15 protein-coding genes and 1 riboswitch are annotated in these 16,991 nt (G+C 71.9%); of the genes, 5 read left to right on the plus strand and 10 right to left on the minus strand.

Going from position 1 to position 16,991, the window contains the following annotated elements:
- The first annotated feature begins 41 nt into the window (after positions 1 to 41).
- Complete coding sequence (locus tag AMK27_RS33055) at positions 42 to 1,040, plus strand: 2-hydroxyacid dehydrogenase (RefSeq protein ID WP_073916724.1); 999 nt, start codon at positions 42 to 44, stop codon at positions 1,038 to 1,040.
- A 24-nt stretch (positions 1,041 to 1,064) separates the two neighbouring features.
- On the opposite strand, the gene AMK27_RS33060 is transcribed toward AMK27_RS33055, so the two are convergent.
- The 3 genes from AMK27_RS33060 to AMK27_RS33070 all read right to left on the minus strand — a co-directional run bounded on the left by AMK27_RS33060 (position 1,065) and on the right by AMK27_RS33070 (position 5,987).
- Positions 1,065 to 2,951, minus strand: a complete 1,887-nt coding sequence (locus AMK27_RS33060) for an anthranilate synthase family protein (RefSeq protein ID WP_073916727.1) — start codon at positions 2,949 to 2,951, stop codon at positions 1,065 to 1,067.
- A 104-nt stretch (positions 2,952 to 3,055) separates the two neighbouring features.
- On the minus strand, positions 3,056 to 3,112 hold the full coding sequence (locus AMK27_RS44600) for a trp operon leader peptide (RefSeq protein WP_073917353.1): 57 nt from the start codon (positions 3,110 to 3,112) through the stop codon (positions 3,056 to 3,058).
- A gap of 91 nt (positions 3,113 to 3,203) precedes the next feature.
- On the minus strand, positions 3,204 to 5,987 hold the full coding sequence (locus AMK27_RS33070; RefSeq protein WP_241847678.1) for an N-acetylmuramoyl-L-alanine amidase: 2,784 nt from the start codon (positions 5,985 to 5,987) through the stop codon (positions 3,204 to 3,206).
- 207 nt (positions 5,988 to 6,194) lie between these two features.
- Between AMK27_RS33070 and AMK27_RS33075 the strand changes: the two genes are divergently transcribed.
- Entirely contained in the window at positions 6,195 to 7,547 is a 1,353-nt protein-coding gene (locus tag AMK27_RS33075) for a class II 3-deoxy-7-phosphoheptulonate synthase (RefSeq protein WP_374119742.1), read from the plus strand.
- Positions 7,548 to 7,679: 132 nt separating this feature from the next.
- Positions 7,680 to 7,919 carry a (2Fe-2S)-binding protein gene (locus AMK27_RS33080; protein ID WP_073916731.1) on the plus strand — a complete coding sequence of 80 codons (240 nt, stop codon included), beginning with the start codon at positions 7,680 to 7,682 and terminating at the stop codon, positions 7,917 to 7,919.
- A 10-nt stretch (positions 7,920 to 7,929) separates the two neighbouring features.
- Here AMK27_RS33080 and bfr read toward each other — a convergent pair whose 3' ends face one another.
- Entirely contained in the window at positions 7,930 to 8,406 is a 477-nt protein-coding gene (gene bfr / locus AMK27_RS33085; RefSeq protein ID WP_073806778.1) for a bacterioferritin, read from the minus strand.
- Between the two features lie 177 nt (positions 8,407 to 8,583).
- On the opposite strand from bfr, the gene AMK27_RS33090 reads away from it, so the two are divergent.
- Positions 8,584 to 9,228 (plus strand): sulfite oxidase-like oxidoreductase, encoded by a 645-nt coding sequence (locus AMK27_RS33090; RefSeq protein ID WP_073916733.1) that lies wholly within the window; start codon positions 8,584 to 8,586, stop codon positions 9,226 to 9,228.
- 34 nt (positions 9,229 to 9,262) lie between these two features.
- Here AMK27_RS33090 and AMK27_RS33095 read toward each other — a convergent pair whose 3' ends face one another.
- The 6 genes from AMK27_RS33095 to thiO form a co-directional block, all read right to left on the minus strand.
- On the minus strand, positions 9,263 to 9,826 hold the full coding sequence (locus tag AMK27_RS33095) for a DUF4396 domain-containing protein (protein ID WP_073916735.1): 564 nt from the start codon (positions 9,824 to 9,826) through the stop codon (positions 9,263 to 9,265).
- Positions 9,827 to 9,909: 83 nt separating this feature from the next.
- Positions 9,910 to 10,761, minus strand: coding sequence for a deoxyribonuclease IV (locus tag AMK27_RS33100; protein ID WP_073916738.1), 852 nt, complete (start codon positions 10,759 to 10,761; stop codon positions 9,910 to 9,912).
- A gap of 6 nt (positions 10,762 to 10,767) precedes the next feature.
- A complete protein-coding gene (pknB, locus tag AMK27_RS33105) occupies positions 10,768 to 12,711 on the minus strand; it encodes a Stk1 family PASTA domain-containing Ser/Thr kinase (protein WP_198955978.1) in 1,944 nt (647 codons plus the stop codon).
- Positions 12,712 to 13,194: 483 nt separating this feature from the next.
- Positions 13,195 to 13,989 carry a thiazole synthase gene (locus AMK27_RS33110; RefSeq protein WP_073916741.1) on the minus strand — a complete coding sequence of 265 codons (795 nt, stop codon included), beginning with the start codon at positions 13,987 to 13,989 and terminating at the stop codon, positions 13,195 to 13,197.
- 5 nt (positions 13,990 to 13,994) lie between these two features.
- Entirely contained in the window at positions 13,995 to 14,195 is a 201-nt protein-coding gene (thiS, locus tag AMK27_RS33115; protein ID WP_073916743.1) for a sulfur carrier protein ThiS, read from the minus strand.
- Positions 14,192 to 15,532, minus strand: coding sequence for a glycine oxidase ThiO (gene thiO, locus AMK27_RS33120; protein WP_241847679.1), 1,341 nt, complete (start codon positions 15,530 to 15,532; stop codon positions 14,192 to 14,194). Before thiO ends, thiS begins: the two co-directional genes overlap by 4 nt.
- Positions 15,530 to 15,643: riboswitch (TPP riboswitch) on the minus strand. (Overlaps the previous gene by 3 nt.)
- An 82-nt stretch (positions 15,644 to 15,725) precedes the next feature.
- Here thiO and AMK27_RS33125 point away from each other — a divergent pair.
- Positions 15,726 to 16,967 (plus strand): NAD(P)/FAD-dependent oxidoreductase, encoded by a 1,242-nt coding sequence (locus AMK27_RS33125; protein WP_073916747.1) that lies wholly within the window; start codon positions 15,726 to 15,728, stop codon positions 16,965 to 16,967.
- Positions 16,968 to 16,991: the final 24 nt, after the last annotated feature.

Consider the following 16,991-nt stretch of genomic DNA (forward strand, 5'->3'; position numbering starts at 1 on the left):
TCGCGGATATACGGCCCATTCGTCACCTTGAGGGGAATCCCGTGGAAATCCTGGCATTCGGCGTGCAGGCGGACGAGAAGCCCCTCATCGAGAAGGCCTTCGCGGGGCACCACGACGTCCGCTGCCTGAGCGTCTTCCTCAGCCAGGACACCGCCCCCATCGCCGCCGGCTACGAGGTCGTCTCCACCAGCGTCAACGCCAGCCTGGACCACCGCGTCCTGCAGACCCTCGCCGCCGGCGGGACGCAGATGATCGCCCAGCGCTCCACCGGCTTCAACAACATCGACCTGGAGGTCGCCGAGCGCCTCGGCCTCACCGTCGCCCGGGTCTCGTACTACTCGCCGTACTCCGTCGCCGAGTTCGCCTGGACCCTCGCCATGGCCGTCAACCGCCGGATCGTCCGCGCCTCCAACCGGACCCGCGACTTCGACTTCAGGCTCGACGGACTGATGGGCCGTGACCTGAGGGGCCGTACCGTCGGCGTCGTCGGCACCGGCAAGATCGGCGAGGCGTTCACCCGGATCGCGCACGGCTTCGGCATGAACCTCCTCGGCTGGGACGTCGCCGAGAACCCCGCCTGCGTCGCCCTCGGCATGACGTACGTCGAGAAGGAGCGGCTCTTCGCCGAGGCCGACCTCATCAGCCTCCACGTGCCGCTGCTCCCGGCCACCCAGCACCTCATCGACGCCGCCGCCCTCCGGTCGATGAAGGACGACGCCATCCTGGTCAACTCCAGCCGCGGCGGACTCGTCGACACCGAGGCGCTCGTCGCCGAACTCCGGGCCGGCCGCTTCGCCGGCGTGGGGCTCGACGTGTACGAGGCGGAGGCCGGGCTCTTCTTCCTCGACAAGTCACTGGAGGTCGTCGAGGACGACACCCTGGCCCGCCTGGTGACCTTCCCGAACGTGGTGGTCACCTCGCACCAGGCGTACTACACCGAGGACGCCGTCGGGCAGATCATCGACACCACGGTCCGGAACGTCCTCGACTACACCGCGGGCCGGCGCAGCGAGAACGTCCTCGTCCCGAGGGTGCCCTAGGCCGTCTCTTCCGGAAGAGACGGCCTAGACGAGCACGCCGGCGAGGAGCGAGGCCGTCAGGGCCGCTCCGTCCGTCGTCAGCACCGACTCCGGGTGGAACTGCACCCCGGCGAAGCCCGGCCCGCGCAGCGCGTGGACCTCGCCGGTCTCCGCGTCCCGGCTCACCTCGATCCGGTGCAGCGCCAGCTCCGTCGCCGTCCGGTCGTCGCAGCGCGCGGTGAAGCTGTTGTAGAAGCCCACCCTCCGCTGCTGCCCGAAGAGGTCGATCCGCATCTGCGCCCCCTGGAACGGGATCCGCTTGCGGACGATCTCCAGGCCCAGCTCGGCGGCGATCAGCTCGTGTCCGAGGCAGACACCGAGGAGACCGTGCTGGTGCTCCCGGACCAGCTCGGCCGTCAGCCCGCGCAGGAAGCGCATCTTCGGATCGGCGGCGTCGGAGGGGTTGCCGGGGCCGGGGCCGAGGACCACCGGGCCCTCGTGGGCGAGCGCCAGCTCGCGCAGCCCGGGCTCGTCGTAGCGGAGCACCGACACGTCGAGGCCCGAGGAGCGCAGGACGTGCGCGAGCATCGCCGTGAAGGTGTCCTCGGCGTCGATCACCAGGGCGTGGCCCGACAGTTCGGCCGAGCGGACCTGCATCTTCAGCCAGAACGGCGCGAGATCGGCCCGGCGCGCGTCCAGCGCGGCCCGTACCCGGGGATCGTCGGCGAGCGGCGCGGCGGCCGGCGCCGCACCGCCGGCCGGCCTGCCCTCCCGCACCCCGAGCGCGGTGAGCACGCCGGCCGCCTTGGCGTGGGTCTCGGCGACCTCGCCCGCCGGGTCCGAGTGCCGGACGAGCGTGGCGCCGACCGGCACCCGGAGCCGCCCGTCCGCCGCGATGTCGGCCGTGCGGATCAGGATGGGGGAGTCCAGGGTCTGGGCGCCGCTCTCGTCCGTACCGAGGAGGGCGAGGGCCCCCGCGTAGTAGCCGCGGCCGACCCCGTCCGGCCCGAGGGGCTCGTACCGCTCGATCACCCGGCAGGCGTTCTGCACGGGTGAACCGGTCACGGTCGCCGCGAACATCGTCTCCCGCAGCACCTCCCGCACGTCCAGGCTGGAACGGCCCCGCAACTCGTACTCGGTGTGCGCGAGATGGGCCATCTCCTTCAGCCGCGGACCGACCACCACCCCGCCCATGTCGCCGACCGTGCACATCATCTTGAGCTCCTCGTCGACCACCATCGACAGCTCCTCGGTCTCCTTGCGGTCGGCGAGGAAGGCGAGCAGGCCCTCGGCGGTCGGGGCGGCCCCGGCCGGGTAGCGGTAGGTGCCGCTGATCGGGTTCATGACGACGGTGCCCCCCGACATCCGCACGTGCACCTCGGGGCTCGCCCCGACCAGCGTCCGGTCCCCGGTGTGCACGACGAAGGTCCAGTACGCGCCCCGTTCGCCGGCGAGCAGCCGCCGGAACAGGGCCAGCGCGTCGGCGCGGCCGAAGCCCGGGATCTCCCCGGTGTACGTCCGCCGGATGACGAAGTTCGCGCCCTCGCCGGAGCCGATCTCCTCGTCGATGACCCGCCGCACGATCCCGGCGTACTCCTCGTCGGAGACGTCGAACCCGCCGTTCTCGACGCGCACGTCGTGCGCCGGGAGCTGGGCGAGGGCCTCGGCGAGCGGCAGCTCGTGGGCCTCGTCGGCGACGAGCACGGAGAGCGGCGTGCCGTCGTCGCGGACGTCGAAGCCGCGCTCCCGGATCTGCCGGAAGGGCACCAGGGCGAGCGTCGGCCGCGGGCCGACGGGCAGCTCCGCGAGGCGCTCGGCCTCGTGGACCCGGCCGATCAGGACCTCGACGGTGTCGTGGTCACGGCCGGGGGTACGGCGGCGCAGCAGGGCGAAGGGCGGGCAGGAGGGTGCGAGGAGCCTGGAGAGGTCCATGAGGTGTGTCGTTCCTTCCGGGTGGAGTACGGAGAGGAACGGCCCCGGGTACGAGAAAGGCCGCCCCTCGGGCGGCCTTCGCGTGTCTGTCGGTGTACGCGCAATCAGTGGGCCGCCGGATGAGCGGTCCACCACCAGTTCTGGATCTGCGAGGCGTACATGCGAGCACTGTAACCCAGCCCGGCACGGGAACGGGGCCCGGTCCGCACCGTGGACGGTGCGGACCGGGCCCCGAGGCGGAGCGCGTCCCGATCAGACGATCAGGTTGTACGTGTTCCAGCCGCTGCCGACGCGGACGCGGGTGGCGTACGGGTTCGGGTAGCCGCCGGTGTTCTTGTAGAACCACATGACGCCGGTCTTGTCGCGGGCGATCAGGTCCGGCTTGCCGTCACGGTCGAGGTCGCTCGGGCCGACCATGATGTCGTAGGCGTTCCAGCCGCCGCCGACCGTGGCACGGGTGGCGTACGGGTTCGGCGAGCCGCCGGTGTTCTTGTACAGCCACAGCACGCCGGTCTTGTCGCGGGCGATCAGGTCCGGCTTGCCGTCACCGGTCATGTCACCGGTGCTGATCAGCTCGTTGTAGATGTTCCAGCCGCCGCCGACCCGGACCCGGGTGGCGAAGGGGTTGGGGGAGGCGCCGGTGTTCGTGTAGAGCCAGAGCACGCCGGTCTTGTCCCGGGCTATCAGGTCCGGCCGTCCGTCGGCGTTCATGTCGCGCGCGCCGAGGAGCTTGTCGTAGACGCCCCACCCGCCGCCGACCCGCTGCCGCGCGGCGAAGGGCGCGGCGGGGTTGCCGGAGCCCTTGTAGTACCAGAGCACCCCGTCCTTGCCGCGCGCGACCATGTCACCGGTGCCGTCGGCCCGCAGCGCGGTCATGGGCGTGACGGCGTCGTAGTCCTGCCACCCGGGCCCGACGCGGTAGCGCGCCAGGAACGGCGTGCCGCCGGTACCGGAGCCCTGGTACTGCCAGAGGACACCGGAGGCGTCGCGGGCGATGAGGTTGTAGCGGTTGGTCGCGGTGACCGGAGCCTCGGTCGCGACCTCCTTGACGTCGGCGGCCTTCACCCACGCCAGGCGGTGGTTGTAGCGGATCGGGATGAAGACGTTGGTCTTGCCCGCGACCCTGGTGCCGTCGGTGTTGTACGCGCTGTAGTAGTAGTCGCCCACCACGGAGGCGCCGGCCTTGGTGTACAGCTGGCCGGCCGGGAGGCTGTACTTCGTCAGCGACGCGTTGTTGCTGCTCTGGACCGGGACGCCGGTGCCCGCGTAAGCGGCGTCCTCGGGGTAGGCGCGGCCGTAGACCGGGATCGAGGTGGCGCCGTCCTTCGCCGCGATCGCCGTCGTGGCGGCGACGGGGGCCGTGTACTGGCCGCCGGGGTTGTAGAACCAGGCCTTCTTCCCGCCGTACCAGATCGCGGTCCAGTCGGTCCGCGACTCGGCGACGACGTGGCTGCTGCCGGCCGTCACCTTGTTCGCCCAGTTGGAGCCGAACTGCCAGCCCGCCGTGAAGTACGGGTCGGTCAGCGCCTTGTTCTGGTCGGCCACCGGCTCCGAGTAGAGGTAGCCGAAGTTGACCGGCAGCGCGACGGTGGTCTTGGTGACCGGCTGGCCGTTCACCTGCTCCGTGTACTTCATCTGCTGCTTGTTGGCCGAGGTGAACGGCGGGACGATCCGGACCAGCTGCCCGGCCTGGAGGAGGCCGCCCGCGCCACCGGCGCCGGTGGGGGCGCCGACCAGGGACATGAAGTGGTTCCAGTCCCAGAACGGGCCCGCGTCCCAGTGGTCCTGGACGTTGCTGTCCAGAACGCTCGGCACCTCGTCGTGGCCGATGATGTGCTCGCGGTCCAGCGGGATGGAGAACTTCGCGGCCAGGTACTTCACGAGGGCGGCGGAGGACTCGTACTCCGGCTCGGTGTACCAGCCGGCGTCGCCCTTGATGGCGTAGCCCTCGTGCTCGATGCCGACCGAGTGCATGTTCACGGTCTTGTTGCCCGCGTGGAACGCCTCGTTCTTGGTCTCGACCATCTGGGTCACTCGACCGTCGGCGCGCACGATGTAGTGCGCGCTGGCCCACTTGTCCGGGTTCTTGAAGACGCTCACGGCGCCGTCGTGGGTGCCCTCGACGTCGTGGATGACGATCTGGCGGATGTCGAAGCCGCCGGAGCCGTTCGGGGTGCGGCTCGCGATGTTGTAGTTGCCCTTGTCCTGCACATAGGCGGCCGGGTCGAAGACACAGGCCAGACCGGTCGGGCACTCGGGCGTCGCCGCCGTGGTGGCGGTGGACGTCGCGGCCAGCGGGACGTTCGCCGGCTTCACCGGCTCGACCGTCGGGTCGGCCGGGAGGACGACCTGCTCGCCGTCCGCCGTGATCTCGGCCTCGCCCGTCCTGATCGATTCGAAGACGCGCTTCGCGAACTGGTCGGCGGCCTTGCGGTCCTCGGACTCGCTGTAGCGGGCCACGGCCGGGTACCAGTCGCCCGGGGCGTCCGACAGCTCCGCGCCGGCCTGCTTCTGGTACTCGGCGAGAAGCGCCGCACCGGCGCGGATCGACGCGGCCGTGTCGTTCTGGACGGAGTCGGTCGAGCGGTCGATGAGCTCCGCGGCCTTGTCCAGGGTGTGCAGCTTCGGGTCGTCGGTGTCGACCGTCGCCCGGGGAACGGGCGCCAGCGCCTTCTTCTTGTCGATCTTCTTGTCGATCGACGGGTCGCCGGTGCCGTTCACGAGGTGGTCGAGGAGCTCCTCGCCGGCGTCGGCGGCGATGTCCTCCGGGTCGACCTTGGTCAGACCCATGACGTTGTACGCGCCGGTGGTGCTCGGCTGCCCGTCGTGCGACTCCCACCGCGTCTGGCGGTACGACACCGCCATCAGCACACTCTGCGGCACATCGAACTCACGCGCCGCGTTTGCGAACTGCGACTGGAGGGAAGCGTCACCAGCAGTCTTGGCGTCGCCCGCCGCGCCGAGGAGGCCGGGAGAGGCGATCGCGATGCTGCCGATCGTGGCGGTGGCCACGACGGCGGCTGCCGCGCCGTACAAGAGTCGTTTCTTCTTACGGTCCCTGCGGTGCCTCTGGGTCACGCCCACCCCTGTGATTCGACTATTCAAACGAACGTTCAAAGTGAAACGGGCCAGAGGGTAACACCACACGATGGCGTGAAGATCGGCAGGGGACATTCCGGACGCGCGTCTCAGTCGCTGGGCAGGGGGACAGGACCGGACGAAGAACCCCGTAATGTGGTCCCTGTGACCGTGAACGCTGATTCCCACGCCGTCGCCAAGGCGACCTGGCGAGACCTGCCCGCGGCGCAGCAGCCCGAGTACCCCGATGCCGAGGCTCTGCGCGATGTGATCGCGGACCTCGAGTCGTATCCTCCGCTCGTCTTCGCCGGCGAGTGCGACCAGCTGCGCGCCCGGATGGGAGCCGTCGCCCGTGGCGAGGCGTTCCTGCTCCAGGGCGGCGACTGCGCCGAGGCCTTCGACGCCGTGTCCGCCGACCACATCAGGGCCAAGCTCAAGACGCTGCTCCAGATGAGCGCCGTCCTCACCTACGCGGCCTCCGTGCCCGTCGTGAAGGTCGGCCGTATCGCCGGCCAGTACTCGAAGCCCCGCTCCAAGGGCACCGAGACCCGCGACGGCGTGACCCTGCCGACCTACCGCGGCGACTCGGTCAACGGCTTCGGCTTCGACGAGAAGTCCCGCGTCCCGGACCCCGAGCGCCTGAAGCGGATGTACAACGCCTCCGCCTCCACGCTCAACCTGGTGCGCGCCTTCACCACGGGTGGCTACGCCGACCTGCGCCAGGTCCACGCCTGGAACCAGGACTTCGTGAAGTCGTCCCCCTCGGGCCAGCGCTACGAGCAGCTGGCGCGGGAGATCGACAACGCCCTGAACTTCATGAAGGCCTGTGGCACCGACCCGGCCGAGTTCAAGGCCGTCGAGTTCTACGCCTCCCACGAGGCGCTGCTGCTCGACTACGAGGGTGCCCTGACCCGTACGGACTCGCGCACCGGCAAGCTGTACGACACCTCCGGCCACATGGTCTGGATCGGTGAGCGCACCCGCCAGCTCGACCACGCCCACATCGAGTTCGCCTCGCAGATCGCGAACCCGATCGGCATCAAGCTGGGCCCGACCACCTCGGTGGACGACGCGCTGACGTACATCGACCGCCTCGACCCGAACCGCGAGGCGGGCCGGCTGACCTTCATCGTCCGCATGGGCGCCGACAAGGTCCGCGACAAGCTCCCCGAGCTGGTCGAGAAGGTCACCGCCTCCGGTGCCGTCGTCGCCTGGGTCACCGACCCGATGCACGGCAACACCTTCGAGGCCGCCTCCGGCCACAAGACGCGCCGCTTCGACGACGTGCTCGACGAGGTCAAGGGCTTCTTCGAGGTCCACAAGGCACTGGGCACCCACCCGGGCGGCATCCACGTCGAGCTCACCGGTGACGACGTCACCGAGTGCGTGGGCGGCGGCGACGAGATCTTCGTCGACGACCTGCACCAGCGCTACGAGACGGCCTGCGACCCGCGCCTGAACCGCAGCCAGTCGCTCGACCTGGCCTTCCTGGTGGCGGAGATGTACCGCGATCAGTAGGGAGCTTCCTACGACGATGGGGCGCGGATCCGTGTGATCCGCGCCCCATCGTCGTTGCCAGGGCTTTTGCGATCCTCCGGCGTTGGGTAAGGTTAGGTTAACCTAATTGATCACGGCGGGAGGTGAACCGCGATGTACGTCTGCTCTTGCTTCGGAGTCACCGAGAAGCAGGTCAAGGCACATGCCGATGCGGGCGCCTGCACGCCCCGCCAGATCGCCTCGGCCTGCAAGGCCGGCACGGACTGCGGTTCCTGTGTCCGTCGCATCCAGGCCATCCTCGGCCGCGGCAACTGCCCGCGTCGCGACCTCCTGGACCAGGGCATGCCCGCGCTCGTGGCGGAGACCGTCACCGAACTCGGGGAAGCCGCTTAGGGGGGAAGCCTCAGCTCGGCTGCTCGATGAGCGTCGAGATGTAGAGGGCCTCACCCAGGGACTCGATCAGCTCCAGCTGAGTGTCCAGGTAGTCGATGTGGTGCTCCTCGTCGGCCAGGATCTCCTCGAACAGGTTGGCGGACGTGACGTCCCCCTTGGCCCGCATGACCTCGATCCCGCGCTTCAGACGGTCGATGGCCTCGACCTCGACCTGGCGGTCCGCCTGGAACATCTCGGTGAGGGTCTGACCGACCCGTACGTGGAAGAGGCGCTGGTAATTGGGCAGGCCGTCGAGCATCAGGATGCGCTCGGTCAGCTTGTCCGCGTGCTTCATCTCATCGATGGACTCTTCGCGCGTGTACTTGGCGAGCTTCGTCCACCCCTTGTTGTCCTGGATGCGGTAGTGCAGCCAGTACTGGTTGATGGCCGTCAGCTCGCCGGTCAGCTGCTCGTTGAGAAACTCGAGGACCTCGGGGTCGCCCTGCATCGCAGAGGCTCCTTCCACGTTGCGTGTCTACGCCGTCACTGGGCAGGATGGCCGCATCCTCGCACCCCGAATGGGGGGCGTCCAGTAAGTGCAGGCTTAGTGGGAGTTGCCCGAATCAGTCCAGGCCGGGGGTCTCCTGGTCATCACCACCCCTCGCCGTCTGTCACCATGGATGGCATGGGTCGGACGGAGAGCGGAGTGCACCGGGAAGCAGGGCAGCCGGATCGTTCGCCGGACCTTCCGCCGGGCCAGCGGCTCCAGCGCGGCTGGCCGGTCACCCACTACGGGCCCGTCCCCAAGTTCAAGCCCGACCGCTGGGAGTTCCGCGTCTTCGGCGCGACGGCCGACGGCGACAAGCGGTGCTGGAACCACGAGGAGTTCTCGGCCCTTCCCTTCTCCTCGGTCGTGGCCGATCTGCACTGCGTCACGAAATTCAGCATGCTCGGGGCCGAATGGGGTGGCGTCCCGGCCCGTACGGTCCTCGAGCTCGCCCCGCCCGCGCCCCAGGTCACCCATGTGATGGTCTGGGCCGAGTACGGCTACAGCGCCAACATGCGGCTCGCCGACTTCGCCGACGAGCGCTCGATCTTCGCCACCCACATGGACGGCGAGCTCCTCACCGCCGAGCACGGTTTCCCGCTGCGCCTGGTCGTCCCCCACCTGTACGCCTGGAAGGGCCCCAAGTGGGTCCGCGGCGTGGAGTACATGGCCGCCGACCGGCGGGGCTTCTGGGAGGAGCGCGGGTACCACAACATCGGCGACCCCTGGACGGAGCAGCGGTACTCGTACCAGGAGGAACCGGGAGACGGCCCGGAGCTGTAGCGCTCCCGGACCGTCCTCCGCGTGGTGTCGCGGGTCAGTGGTGGTACTGGTGGACCACCGCGTGCCCCTTGCCGCGGCCGATCATCCACTTGTTGACCGGGACGGTGATCACGAACGCGGCGGCGAGCGCGATGGCCAGCACGATCCAGAAGACCGGGTCGGAGAGATGGGCGTCCATGGCGCCGGGCCAGAGGGCGATGACGCCGTTGTCGATGATCTCCATGACCGCGATGGACAGGGTGTCGGCGGCGAGCGCGACCTTGAAAGCCGTCTTGAAATCGACGCCGGCGGCCAGGATGCCGCGCAGGGTCAGCGCGTAGCCGAAGAAGAAGGCCAGGATGATCGCGAGGATCATCGTCTCCATGTTGCCCCAGCCGAGCGCGGTGCCGATGATCATGCCGAGGACCTCGCCGATGGCGCAGCCGGTGAGGCAGTGCAGCGTCGCCTTGGCCGCCATGGACCAGGAGGCCTTGCCGGGGGCGTGGTGAGCGCCGTGCCCCTCGTGGTGAGCGCCGTGGTTCTCGTGAGACCCGCCGTGGTTCTCGTGATGCCCGCCGTGAGTGCTGTGGTCGTGATGGGCGTGCGCGTCGTGCTGCATGGGTGCCCCCAGGGTCGGGTAGCGGTTCCTGTCGATACAGGAACCGTATACCCCCCTGGGGTATTCCTCAACGGGATACCGTGTCAGTCCCTCAGCTTCTTGAGCAGCTCCACGTCCGCGAGGTGCCCCGCCGTGCCGCCGGGCGTCTCGATGATCAGGGGCACGCCCGCCGTCGCCGGGTGACGGAGCAGGTTGCGGAACGCGTCCTCGCCGATGTGGCCCACGCCGATGTTCGCGTGCCGGTCCTTGCGGGCGCCGACCACGTCCTGGGAGTCGTTGGCGTGGATCAGCTTCAGCCGTCCCTCGCCCACGGTCGCCACCAGCTGGTCGAGCGTCTGCGCCGCGCCGTGCGGACCGGTCAGGTCGTGGCCCGCGGCGAAGATGTGGCAGGTGTCCAGGCAGATGCCCAGCTTCGGGTGCCGGTCGAGCACGTCGAAGTACGGCCCGAAGTCCTCCGCGCGCGAGCAGAGCGAGAACCCCTGGCCGGCCGTCGACTCCAGGAGCAGATCCGGGTCGTCGTCGTGCGTCAGCTCGTCCAGCAGCGGCAGCAGCAGCTCCCGGACCTGCGCGAGCGCCTCCGCGCGGGGGCGGCCGCCGGTCGCCGAGCCGGTGTGCACCACCACGCCCTTCGCGCCGATCTCCCGGCCCCGCCGCAGCGAGTGCCGCATCGACTCCACCGACTTCTCCGCGGTGGCCTCGGTGTGGGAACCGAAGTTGATCAGGTACGGGGCGTGGACCCAGGCCGAGATCGACTCGGCGGCGCACTCGGCGCGGAACCGTTCGTCCTCGGCGGGGTTCCCGGGCGGGGTGGCCCAGCCGCGCGGATTGGCGACGAAGACCTGTACGGTCTCGGCGCCGAGCTCACGGGCGTAGCCCAGGCCCACCTTGGCGAGGCCACCGGCCACCGGGACGTGGCCGCCGACGGGGTTGCGCATCAGCTTCTACAGTCCCTTGATCGTGATCGTGACGGTGGAGCCCTCGGGCGCGGTCGAGCCGCCCTCCACGGACTGGCCCGTGACCTCGCTGCCCAGGTAGGGGAAGGACTTCTTGACCTCCACCTCGAAACCCTCGTCCTCCAGAGCCGTCCGCGCGTCGTCGACCGACTCGCCGACGACGTCCGGGACCTCGACGAGCCGGGGGCCCTTGGAGACGGTGAGGGTGACGGTGTCGCCCTCGGCCGCCCGGCTGCCCTCGGCGAGCGACTGGGCGGCGACGGATCCGGCCGCCTCGGGGGAGTGGACCCGCTCCGTGGCGACGACCACCTTGAGCCCCTCCTCCTGGAGCAGGGCCGTGGCGTCCTCGACGGTCTCGCCGGTGACGTCGGGGACGTCGATCGGGGCCCCCTTGCTCACCACCAGGGCGACGGCCGAGTCGGGATTCCGCTCGGTGCCGGGCTCGGGATCGGAGCCGATCACGGCCCCCTGGGCGACGGTGTCGCTGAACTTCCGGGTGATCACCCCGGCGGCCAGGCCCTCCTCCTCAAGGACGCGCCGGGCCTCGGCGAGCGGCTTGTTCTTGAGGTTGGGCACCTTCACGAGCTCGGGACCGCGGGACAGGGTCAGGGTCACCGCGCCGTTGCCCCGGAGACGCTCGCCGGGCGCCGGGTCGACGGCCATGACGGCGCCGCGCTCGTACACGTCGCTGAACGCGCGCTTCGTCGTGCCGACGTCGAGGCCGGCGTCGGTGATCCGCCTGGTCGCCTCGGCCTCCGTCTGGCCGAGGACGGCGGGGACCCGGGTGAACTGGCCGGAATTGATGTACCAGACGCCGGTGCCCAGGCCGAGGGCGAGCAGGACGCCCAGGACGAGGAGCAGGGGACCGCGCGGGGGCCGGCGGCGGAAGCCGGGCGCGGGCGCCGGCTCGGGGGCCGGCAGCCGGTTCGTGAGCAGCACCTGGTGCGGGTCGGACCCGGCGGACCCGGCGGGGCCGTCGGCCGCCCCGGCCTCGACCGGTACGGCCCGGGCGATCACGCTGGTCCGGTCGTCCGCGGTGTCCCGGGCCCCGGACCTGGCCTGCGGGGGCAGGGCGTCCAGCTGCTCCTCGCCGAGCGCGGCGCGGGCCTCCCGCAGCAGGGCCAGCAGGGCGACGGCGTCGTACGGGCGGACCTCGGGATTGCGGGCGGTGGCCGCCGCGACCAGCTCGTCCAGCTCCAGGGCGAGCCCGGGAACGGCTGCCGACGGGGCGGGCACGTCGGTGTTGAGGTGCTGGTAGAGCACTTGGGCGGGGGTGTCGCCGGAGTGCGGCTTGCCGCCGGTCAGCATCTCGTAGAGGACGACACCGCAGGCGTACACGTCGGCGCGGGTGTCGGCGGTGCCGAGCTCGATCTGCTCCGGAGCCAGGTACGAGACGGTCCCGAGGACCGAGCCGGTGGTGGCGGTCGCCGAACCCACGGCCCGTACGAGACCGAAGTCGGCGACCTTGACCCGGCCGTCGTCCCCTATCAGGACGTTCTCCGGCTTCATGTCCCGGTGCACGAACCCCGCCCGGTGCGCGGCGCCGAGCGCGGCGAGCACCGGCTCCAGGATGTCCAGGGCGGCCCGGGGCGCGAGGGCGCCGCGCTCGCGCAGGACGTCGCGGAGGGTGCAGCCGGCGACGTACTCCATCGCCAGATAGACGTACGCGCCCTCGGCGCCCTGGTCGAAGACGCCGACGACGTTGGGGTGGGAGAGGCGGGCGACGGACTTCGCCTCGCGGATGAAGCGCTCGACGAACGCGGCGTCGGTGGCGAGGGCGGGGTGCATCACCTTGAGCGCGAGGACGCGGTCGAGACGGGTGTCCACGGCCCGGTAGACGGTGGCCATCCCGCCGACGGCGATGCGCGCGTCGACGCGGTAGCGGCCGTCGAGCAGCCGCCCGACGAGGGGGTCCTGAAGGGTCGTGTCCACGGCGTCGAGTCTACGAGGGGGTGGGCGGGGGGTCGGCCGCGCGCCCCCGACTGCGACCCACCTGTGACGAGCCCGCCCCGGTCCGGGCCCGCCCCGCCGGGCTGCCGCCCGCCTGACCGGGGTGCGGGCCGCCCCCGCCGCCGGGCAGCCGCCCCGCCGCCTCGCCGGGCCGAGGCCCGCCAGCCCGGGGCCCCGCTCCGACGGGGCGGTGCCCGCCCCGCCCACCCCGTTGTGGGCAACTGTTCCGCTGGGGCGGAACGGGTGGGCACAACGGAACGGCGCCCGTTGCCGGGCCTAGGCTTCCGCGCCTGAACCCGCACCCCAGGTGCGGCGCTGTGGGGGTGCGGGCCAGGGCACAAGGGGCGGAGGCGCCGCCGAGCGCGCCGTCCCGTGTGCCCACCCGTCCCGCCCTGCGGGACGATTGCCCACACGGCGGGTGGGTCGGGGTACGGGCGCGAGCGCGTGGCGGGCGCGTCGGTCGGGTCAGAAGGCTGGGCGTTCCGGGTCCAAGGTGGGGCGGCCTTCGCTGGGCGACGACGCCTCCGCGAAGTGCCGCCGCGGGATCCGCCCCGCCCGGTGGGCCAGCCGCCCCGCCTCCACCGCGTGCCGCATCGCGGAAGCCATCAGGACCGGCTCCTGCGCGCGGGTCACCGCCGACGCCAGCATCACCGCCGCGCACCCCAGCTCCATCGCGAGCGCCGCGTCCGACGCCGTGCCGGCCCCCGCGTCGAGGATCACCGGCACTCCGGCCCGTTCCGTGATCAGCTGGAAGTTGTGGGGGTTGCGGATGCCGAGGCCCGAGCCGATCGGGGAGCCGAGCGGCATGATCGCCGCGCAGCCCGCGTCCTCCAGCTTGCGGGCGAGGACCGGGTCGTCGTTGGTGTAGGGGAGGACGGTGAAGCCGTCGTCGACCAGCGTCTCGGCCGCCACGAGGAGTTCCTCCCCGTCCGGGAGCAGCGTCCGCTCGTCGGCGACGACCTCCAGCTTGATCCAGTCGGTGCCGAGCGCCTCCCGGGCCAGGCGGGCGGTCAGGACCGCCTCGCCCGCGGTGAAGCAGCCCGCCGTGTTGGGCAGGACCCGGATGCCGAGCCGTTCCAGGACGGAGAGGACCGAGCCCTGGACGGTCGGGTCCAGGCGCCGCATCGCGACGGTCGTCAGCTCCGTACCGCTGGCGACCAGGGAGCGCTCCAGGACGTCGAGACTGGGCGCCCCGCCGGTGCCCATGATGAGCCGCGAGGAGAACTCCGTACCGCCGAGGGTGAACACGTCGTCGGACATCGCGCTCAGCCCCCCTGGACCGCGGTGAGGACCTCGACCCGGTCGCCTTCGCCGAGGAGCGTCGTCGGCCATGCGCCGCGTGGGACGACCGTCTCGTTGAGGGCGGCGGCGACCCCGGCGCGGGCCTGGGTCAGGGTCGCCACGAGGGCGTCGAGGGTGACGGGGCCGGAGAGCACGCGGGCCTCTCCGTTCACGGACACGTTCATGCGGGCTGCTCCTGACGTACGGGCGAGGGCGCGGGGGAGAAACGGCGGGGGGTGAAGGGGCGGGCCTCGTCGGGGAGGACCCCCGTGGTGAGCACCTCGGCCATGACGTCGCCGGTGACCGGGGTGAGCAGGACCCCGTTGCGGTAGTGGCCGGTGGCCAGGTGCAGGCCGGGCAGGGCGGTGGGGCCGAGCAGCGGCGCGTTGTCGGGCGAGGCGGGGCGCAGACCCGCCAGGGTCTCGGTCAGCGGGAGCTCGGTGAGCCCGGGCACGAGCTCGTGGGCGTCGCGCAGCAGCTCGTACACCCCGCCCGCCGTCACCGTGGTGTCCCAGCCGAGTTCCTCGCTGGTGGCGCCGACGACCAGTTCGCCGTTCTCGCGGGGCACCAGGTAGACGTGGCTGCCGCGGACGACGGCCCGGACCGTCCGGGAGAGGAAGGGGGCGTACGGGGCCGGTACGCGCAGCCGCAGCACCTGGCCCTTCACCGGGCGCACCGGCGGAAGCACCTCGTCCGGCACCCCCGCGAGGCGGCCGCTCAGGCTGCCCGCGGCGAGCACGACCTGGTCCGCCGTCAGTTCCCCGCCTCCGGCGAGCACGACACCGCGGGCCCGGTCCCGTACCACCGTCAGGCGCTGCGCGAGGTCGCGGTGGAAGACCACCCCGGCCCGTTCGCAGGCGACGAGGAGCGCGGCGGCGAGCCGGCGCGGATCGACCTGGTGGTCGCCGTCCACCCGCAGCCCGCCGCGTACGCCCGGGGCCAGCATCGGTTCGAGGCGCCGGCACTCGCGGCCGCTGAGCCATTCCGACGCGAGCCCGCAGCGGGTCTGCAGGGCGTGCAGTTCGCGCAGGTGGGCCCGGTCGTCGGCGTCGAGGGCGACGGCGAGGGTGCCGCAGGCGCGGTGGCCGACGTCGTGGCCGGTGGCCTGCTCCAGTTCGGCGACGAACGCGGGGTAGCGGGCGGCGGAGGCGAGGTTGAGCCCGAGGAGGGTCTCCTCGCCGTAGTGGAGTTCGGTGACGGCGGCGAGCATCCCGGCCGCGACGTGGGCGGCGCCGCCGCCCGGCGCCGGGTCGACCACGGCGGTGCGCAGGCCGCGCAGCGCGGCCCGCCAGGCCGTGACCAGGCCGATGATGCCGCCCCCGACGACGAGCACGTCGGCGCTGCCGCGCGCACCGGCCCGGAGTGCACCGGCCTCGTGCGCACCGGCTTCGTGCGCGCAGGCTTCGCGGATGCCGGCTTCGCCCGCACCGCCCTCGTGCGCACCGCCCCCCGACGCGGCGGCGTCCGGTGCTTCCGCCCCGAACGCGGGGTCCTCGGACCCGTGGACTTCGGAAGAACGCATGGGCGTCCAGCCCCTCCCTTCGCCGGCATGACCCGGATCAGGTTCGTACGGTCGGAGGCCGTCCCAGCCTCCCTCTCAGCCCGGTGCGTCCGGGCTCCCGCGAGTGCTTTACGCCCGACACACTAGCTTCCGCCTCCGGGGGGCCGCAGACCCCTCCCTTCCTGACGGATCGTCAGATGCGTAAGGTGGTCGGGTGAGCGAGCAGAAGCAGGCAGAGCAGCACGTCGTGATCGTCGGCGCCGGGATGGCGGGCGTCCAGACCGCCGTCGCCCTGCGCGAACGGGGTTTCACCGGCCCCGTGACCCTCATCGGGGCCGAGCCCCATCAGCCCTACGACCGGCCCCCGCTCTCCAAGGCCGTCCTCCTCGGCAAGGCCGAGGGCTCCGCCTTCGAGATCGACTTCGAGGAGCTCGGCGTCGAGCTGCGCCTCGGCCTCGACGTCACCGGACTGCGTGCCGACGACCACGAGATCGACACCGAGGCCGGGCCCGTCGGGTACGACGTCCTGGTCGTCGCCACCGGCGCCCAGCCGATCACACTGCCCGGCACCGAGGGCGTTCCCGGGGTCCATCTGCTGCGGACCCTGGACGACGCCGTCCGCCTCGGACCCGTCCTGGAGCGGCGGCACAGCGTCGTGGTCGTCGGAGCCGGCTGGATCGGCGCGGAGTTCGCCACCGCCGCCCGCGAGGCCGGCTGCGCCGTCACCGTCGTCGAGGCCGCCGACCGCCCCCTCGCCGGAGCCCTGCCCGCCGAGGTCACCACCCCCATGGCCGAGTGGTACGGGGAGAACGGCGCCGAACTCCTCACCCGCGCGCGCGTCCGCACCGTCGAGCCCGGCACGCCGGGCACGGTCGTCCTCGACGACGGCCGCGAGCTGCCCGCCGACGCCGTCGTCGTCGGCATCGGCGCCGTCCCCGCCACCGGATGGCTCACCGGCTCGGGGATCGCCCTCGACCCCGGCGGCGCCGTCACCGCCGACGAGCGGCTGCGCACCAGCCTGCCCGACGTGTACGCCGTCGGGGACTGCGCCTCCTTCCCCTCCGCCCGCTACGGGCGGCGCCTCCTCGTCCACCACTGGGACAACGCGCTCCAGGGCCCCCGCACGGTTGCCGCGACGATCACCGGCGGGGGCGCGGGCGGGGACGCGGACTCCGGGCCGTACGACCCCGTCCCGTACTTCTGGTCCGAGCAGTTCGGCCGCTTCGTCCAGTACGCCGGGCACCACGCGGACGCGGACGAGCTGATCCGGCGCGGCGACCCGGCGGAGAAGACCTGGTCCGTGCTGTGGCTGCGGGCCGGGGTGCCGGTGGCCCTGCTCGCGGTCGGCCGCCCCCGCGACCTGGCCCAGGGCCGCAGGCTCATCGAGTCGGCCACCGCGGTCGACCCCGTCCGCGCGGCGGACCCCTCGGTCCCTCTGAAGGCGGCGGTCGCCTAGGGGGCGCCTCGTCGATCGGGCCGG

Origin of the sequence: Streptomyces sp. CB02009 (genome assembly GCF_001905825.1) — a bacterium.
Taxonomy (GTDB): domain Bacteria; phylum Actinomycetota; class Actinomycetes; order Streptomycetales; family Streptomycetaceae; genus Streptomyces.

What these genes read in the sequence shown, in the direction of transcription:
- AMK27_RS33060 (WP_073916727.1), bottom strand. Translation starts at nt 2,951, where the DNA reads ATGGACCTCTCCAGGCTCCTCGCACCCTCCTGCCCGCCCTTCGCCCTG.
- AMK27_RS33080 (WP_073916731.1), top strand. Translation starts at nt 7,680, where the DNA reads ATGTACGTCTGCTCTTGCTTCGGAGTCACCGAGAAGCAGGTCAAGGCA.
- bfr (WP_073806778.1), bottom strand. Translation starts at nt 8,406, where the DNA reads ATGCAGGGCGACCCCGAGGTCCTCGAGTTTCTCAACGAGCAGCTGACC.
- AMK27_RS33090 (WP_073916733.1), top strand. Translation starts at nt 8,584, where the DNA reads ATGGGTCGGACGGAGAGCGGAGTGCACCGGGAAGCAGGGCAGCCGGAT.
- AMK27_RS33095 (WP_073916735.1), bottom strand. Translation starts at nt 9,826, where the DNA reads ATGCAGCACGACGCGCACGCCCATCACGACCACAGCACTCACGGCGGG.
- AMK27_RS33100 (WP_073916738.1), bottom strand. Translation starts at nt 10,761, where the DNA reads ATGCGCAACCCCGTCGGCGGCCACGTCCCGGTGGCCGGTGGCCTCGCC.
- AMK27_RS33110 (WP_073916741.1), bottom strand. Translation starts at nt 13,989, where the DNA reads ATGTCCGACGACGTGTTCACCCTCGGCGGTACGGAGTTCTCCTCGCGG.
- thiS (WP_073916743.1), bottom strand. Translation starts at nt 14,195, where the DNA reads ATGAACGTGTCCGTGAACGGAGAGGCCCGCGTGCTCTCCGGCCCCGTC.
- thiO (WP_241847679.1), bottom strand. Translation starts at nt 15,532, where the DNA reads ATGCGTTCTTCCGAAGTCCACGGGTCCGAGGACCCCGCGTTCGGGGCG.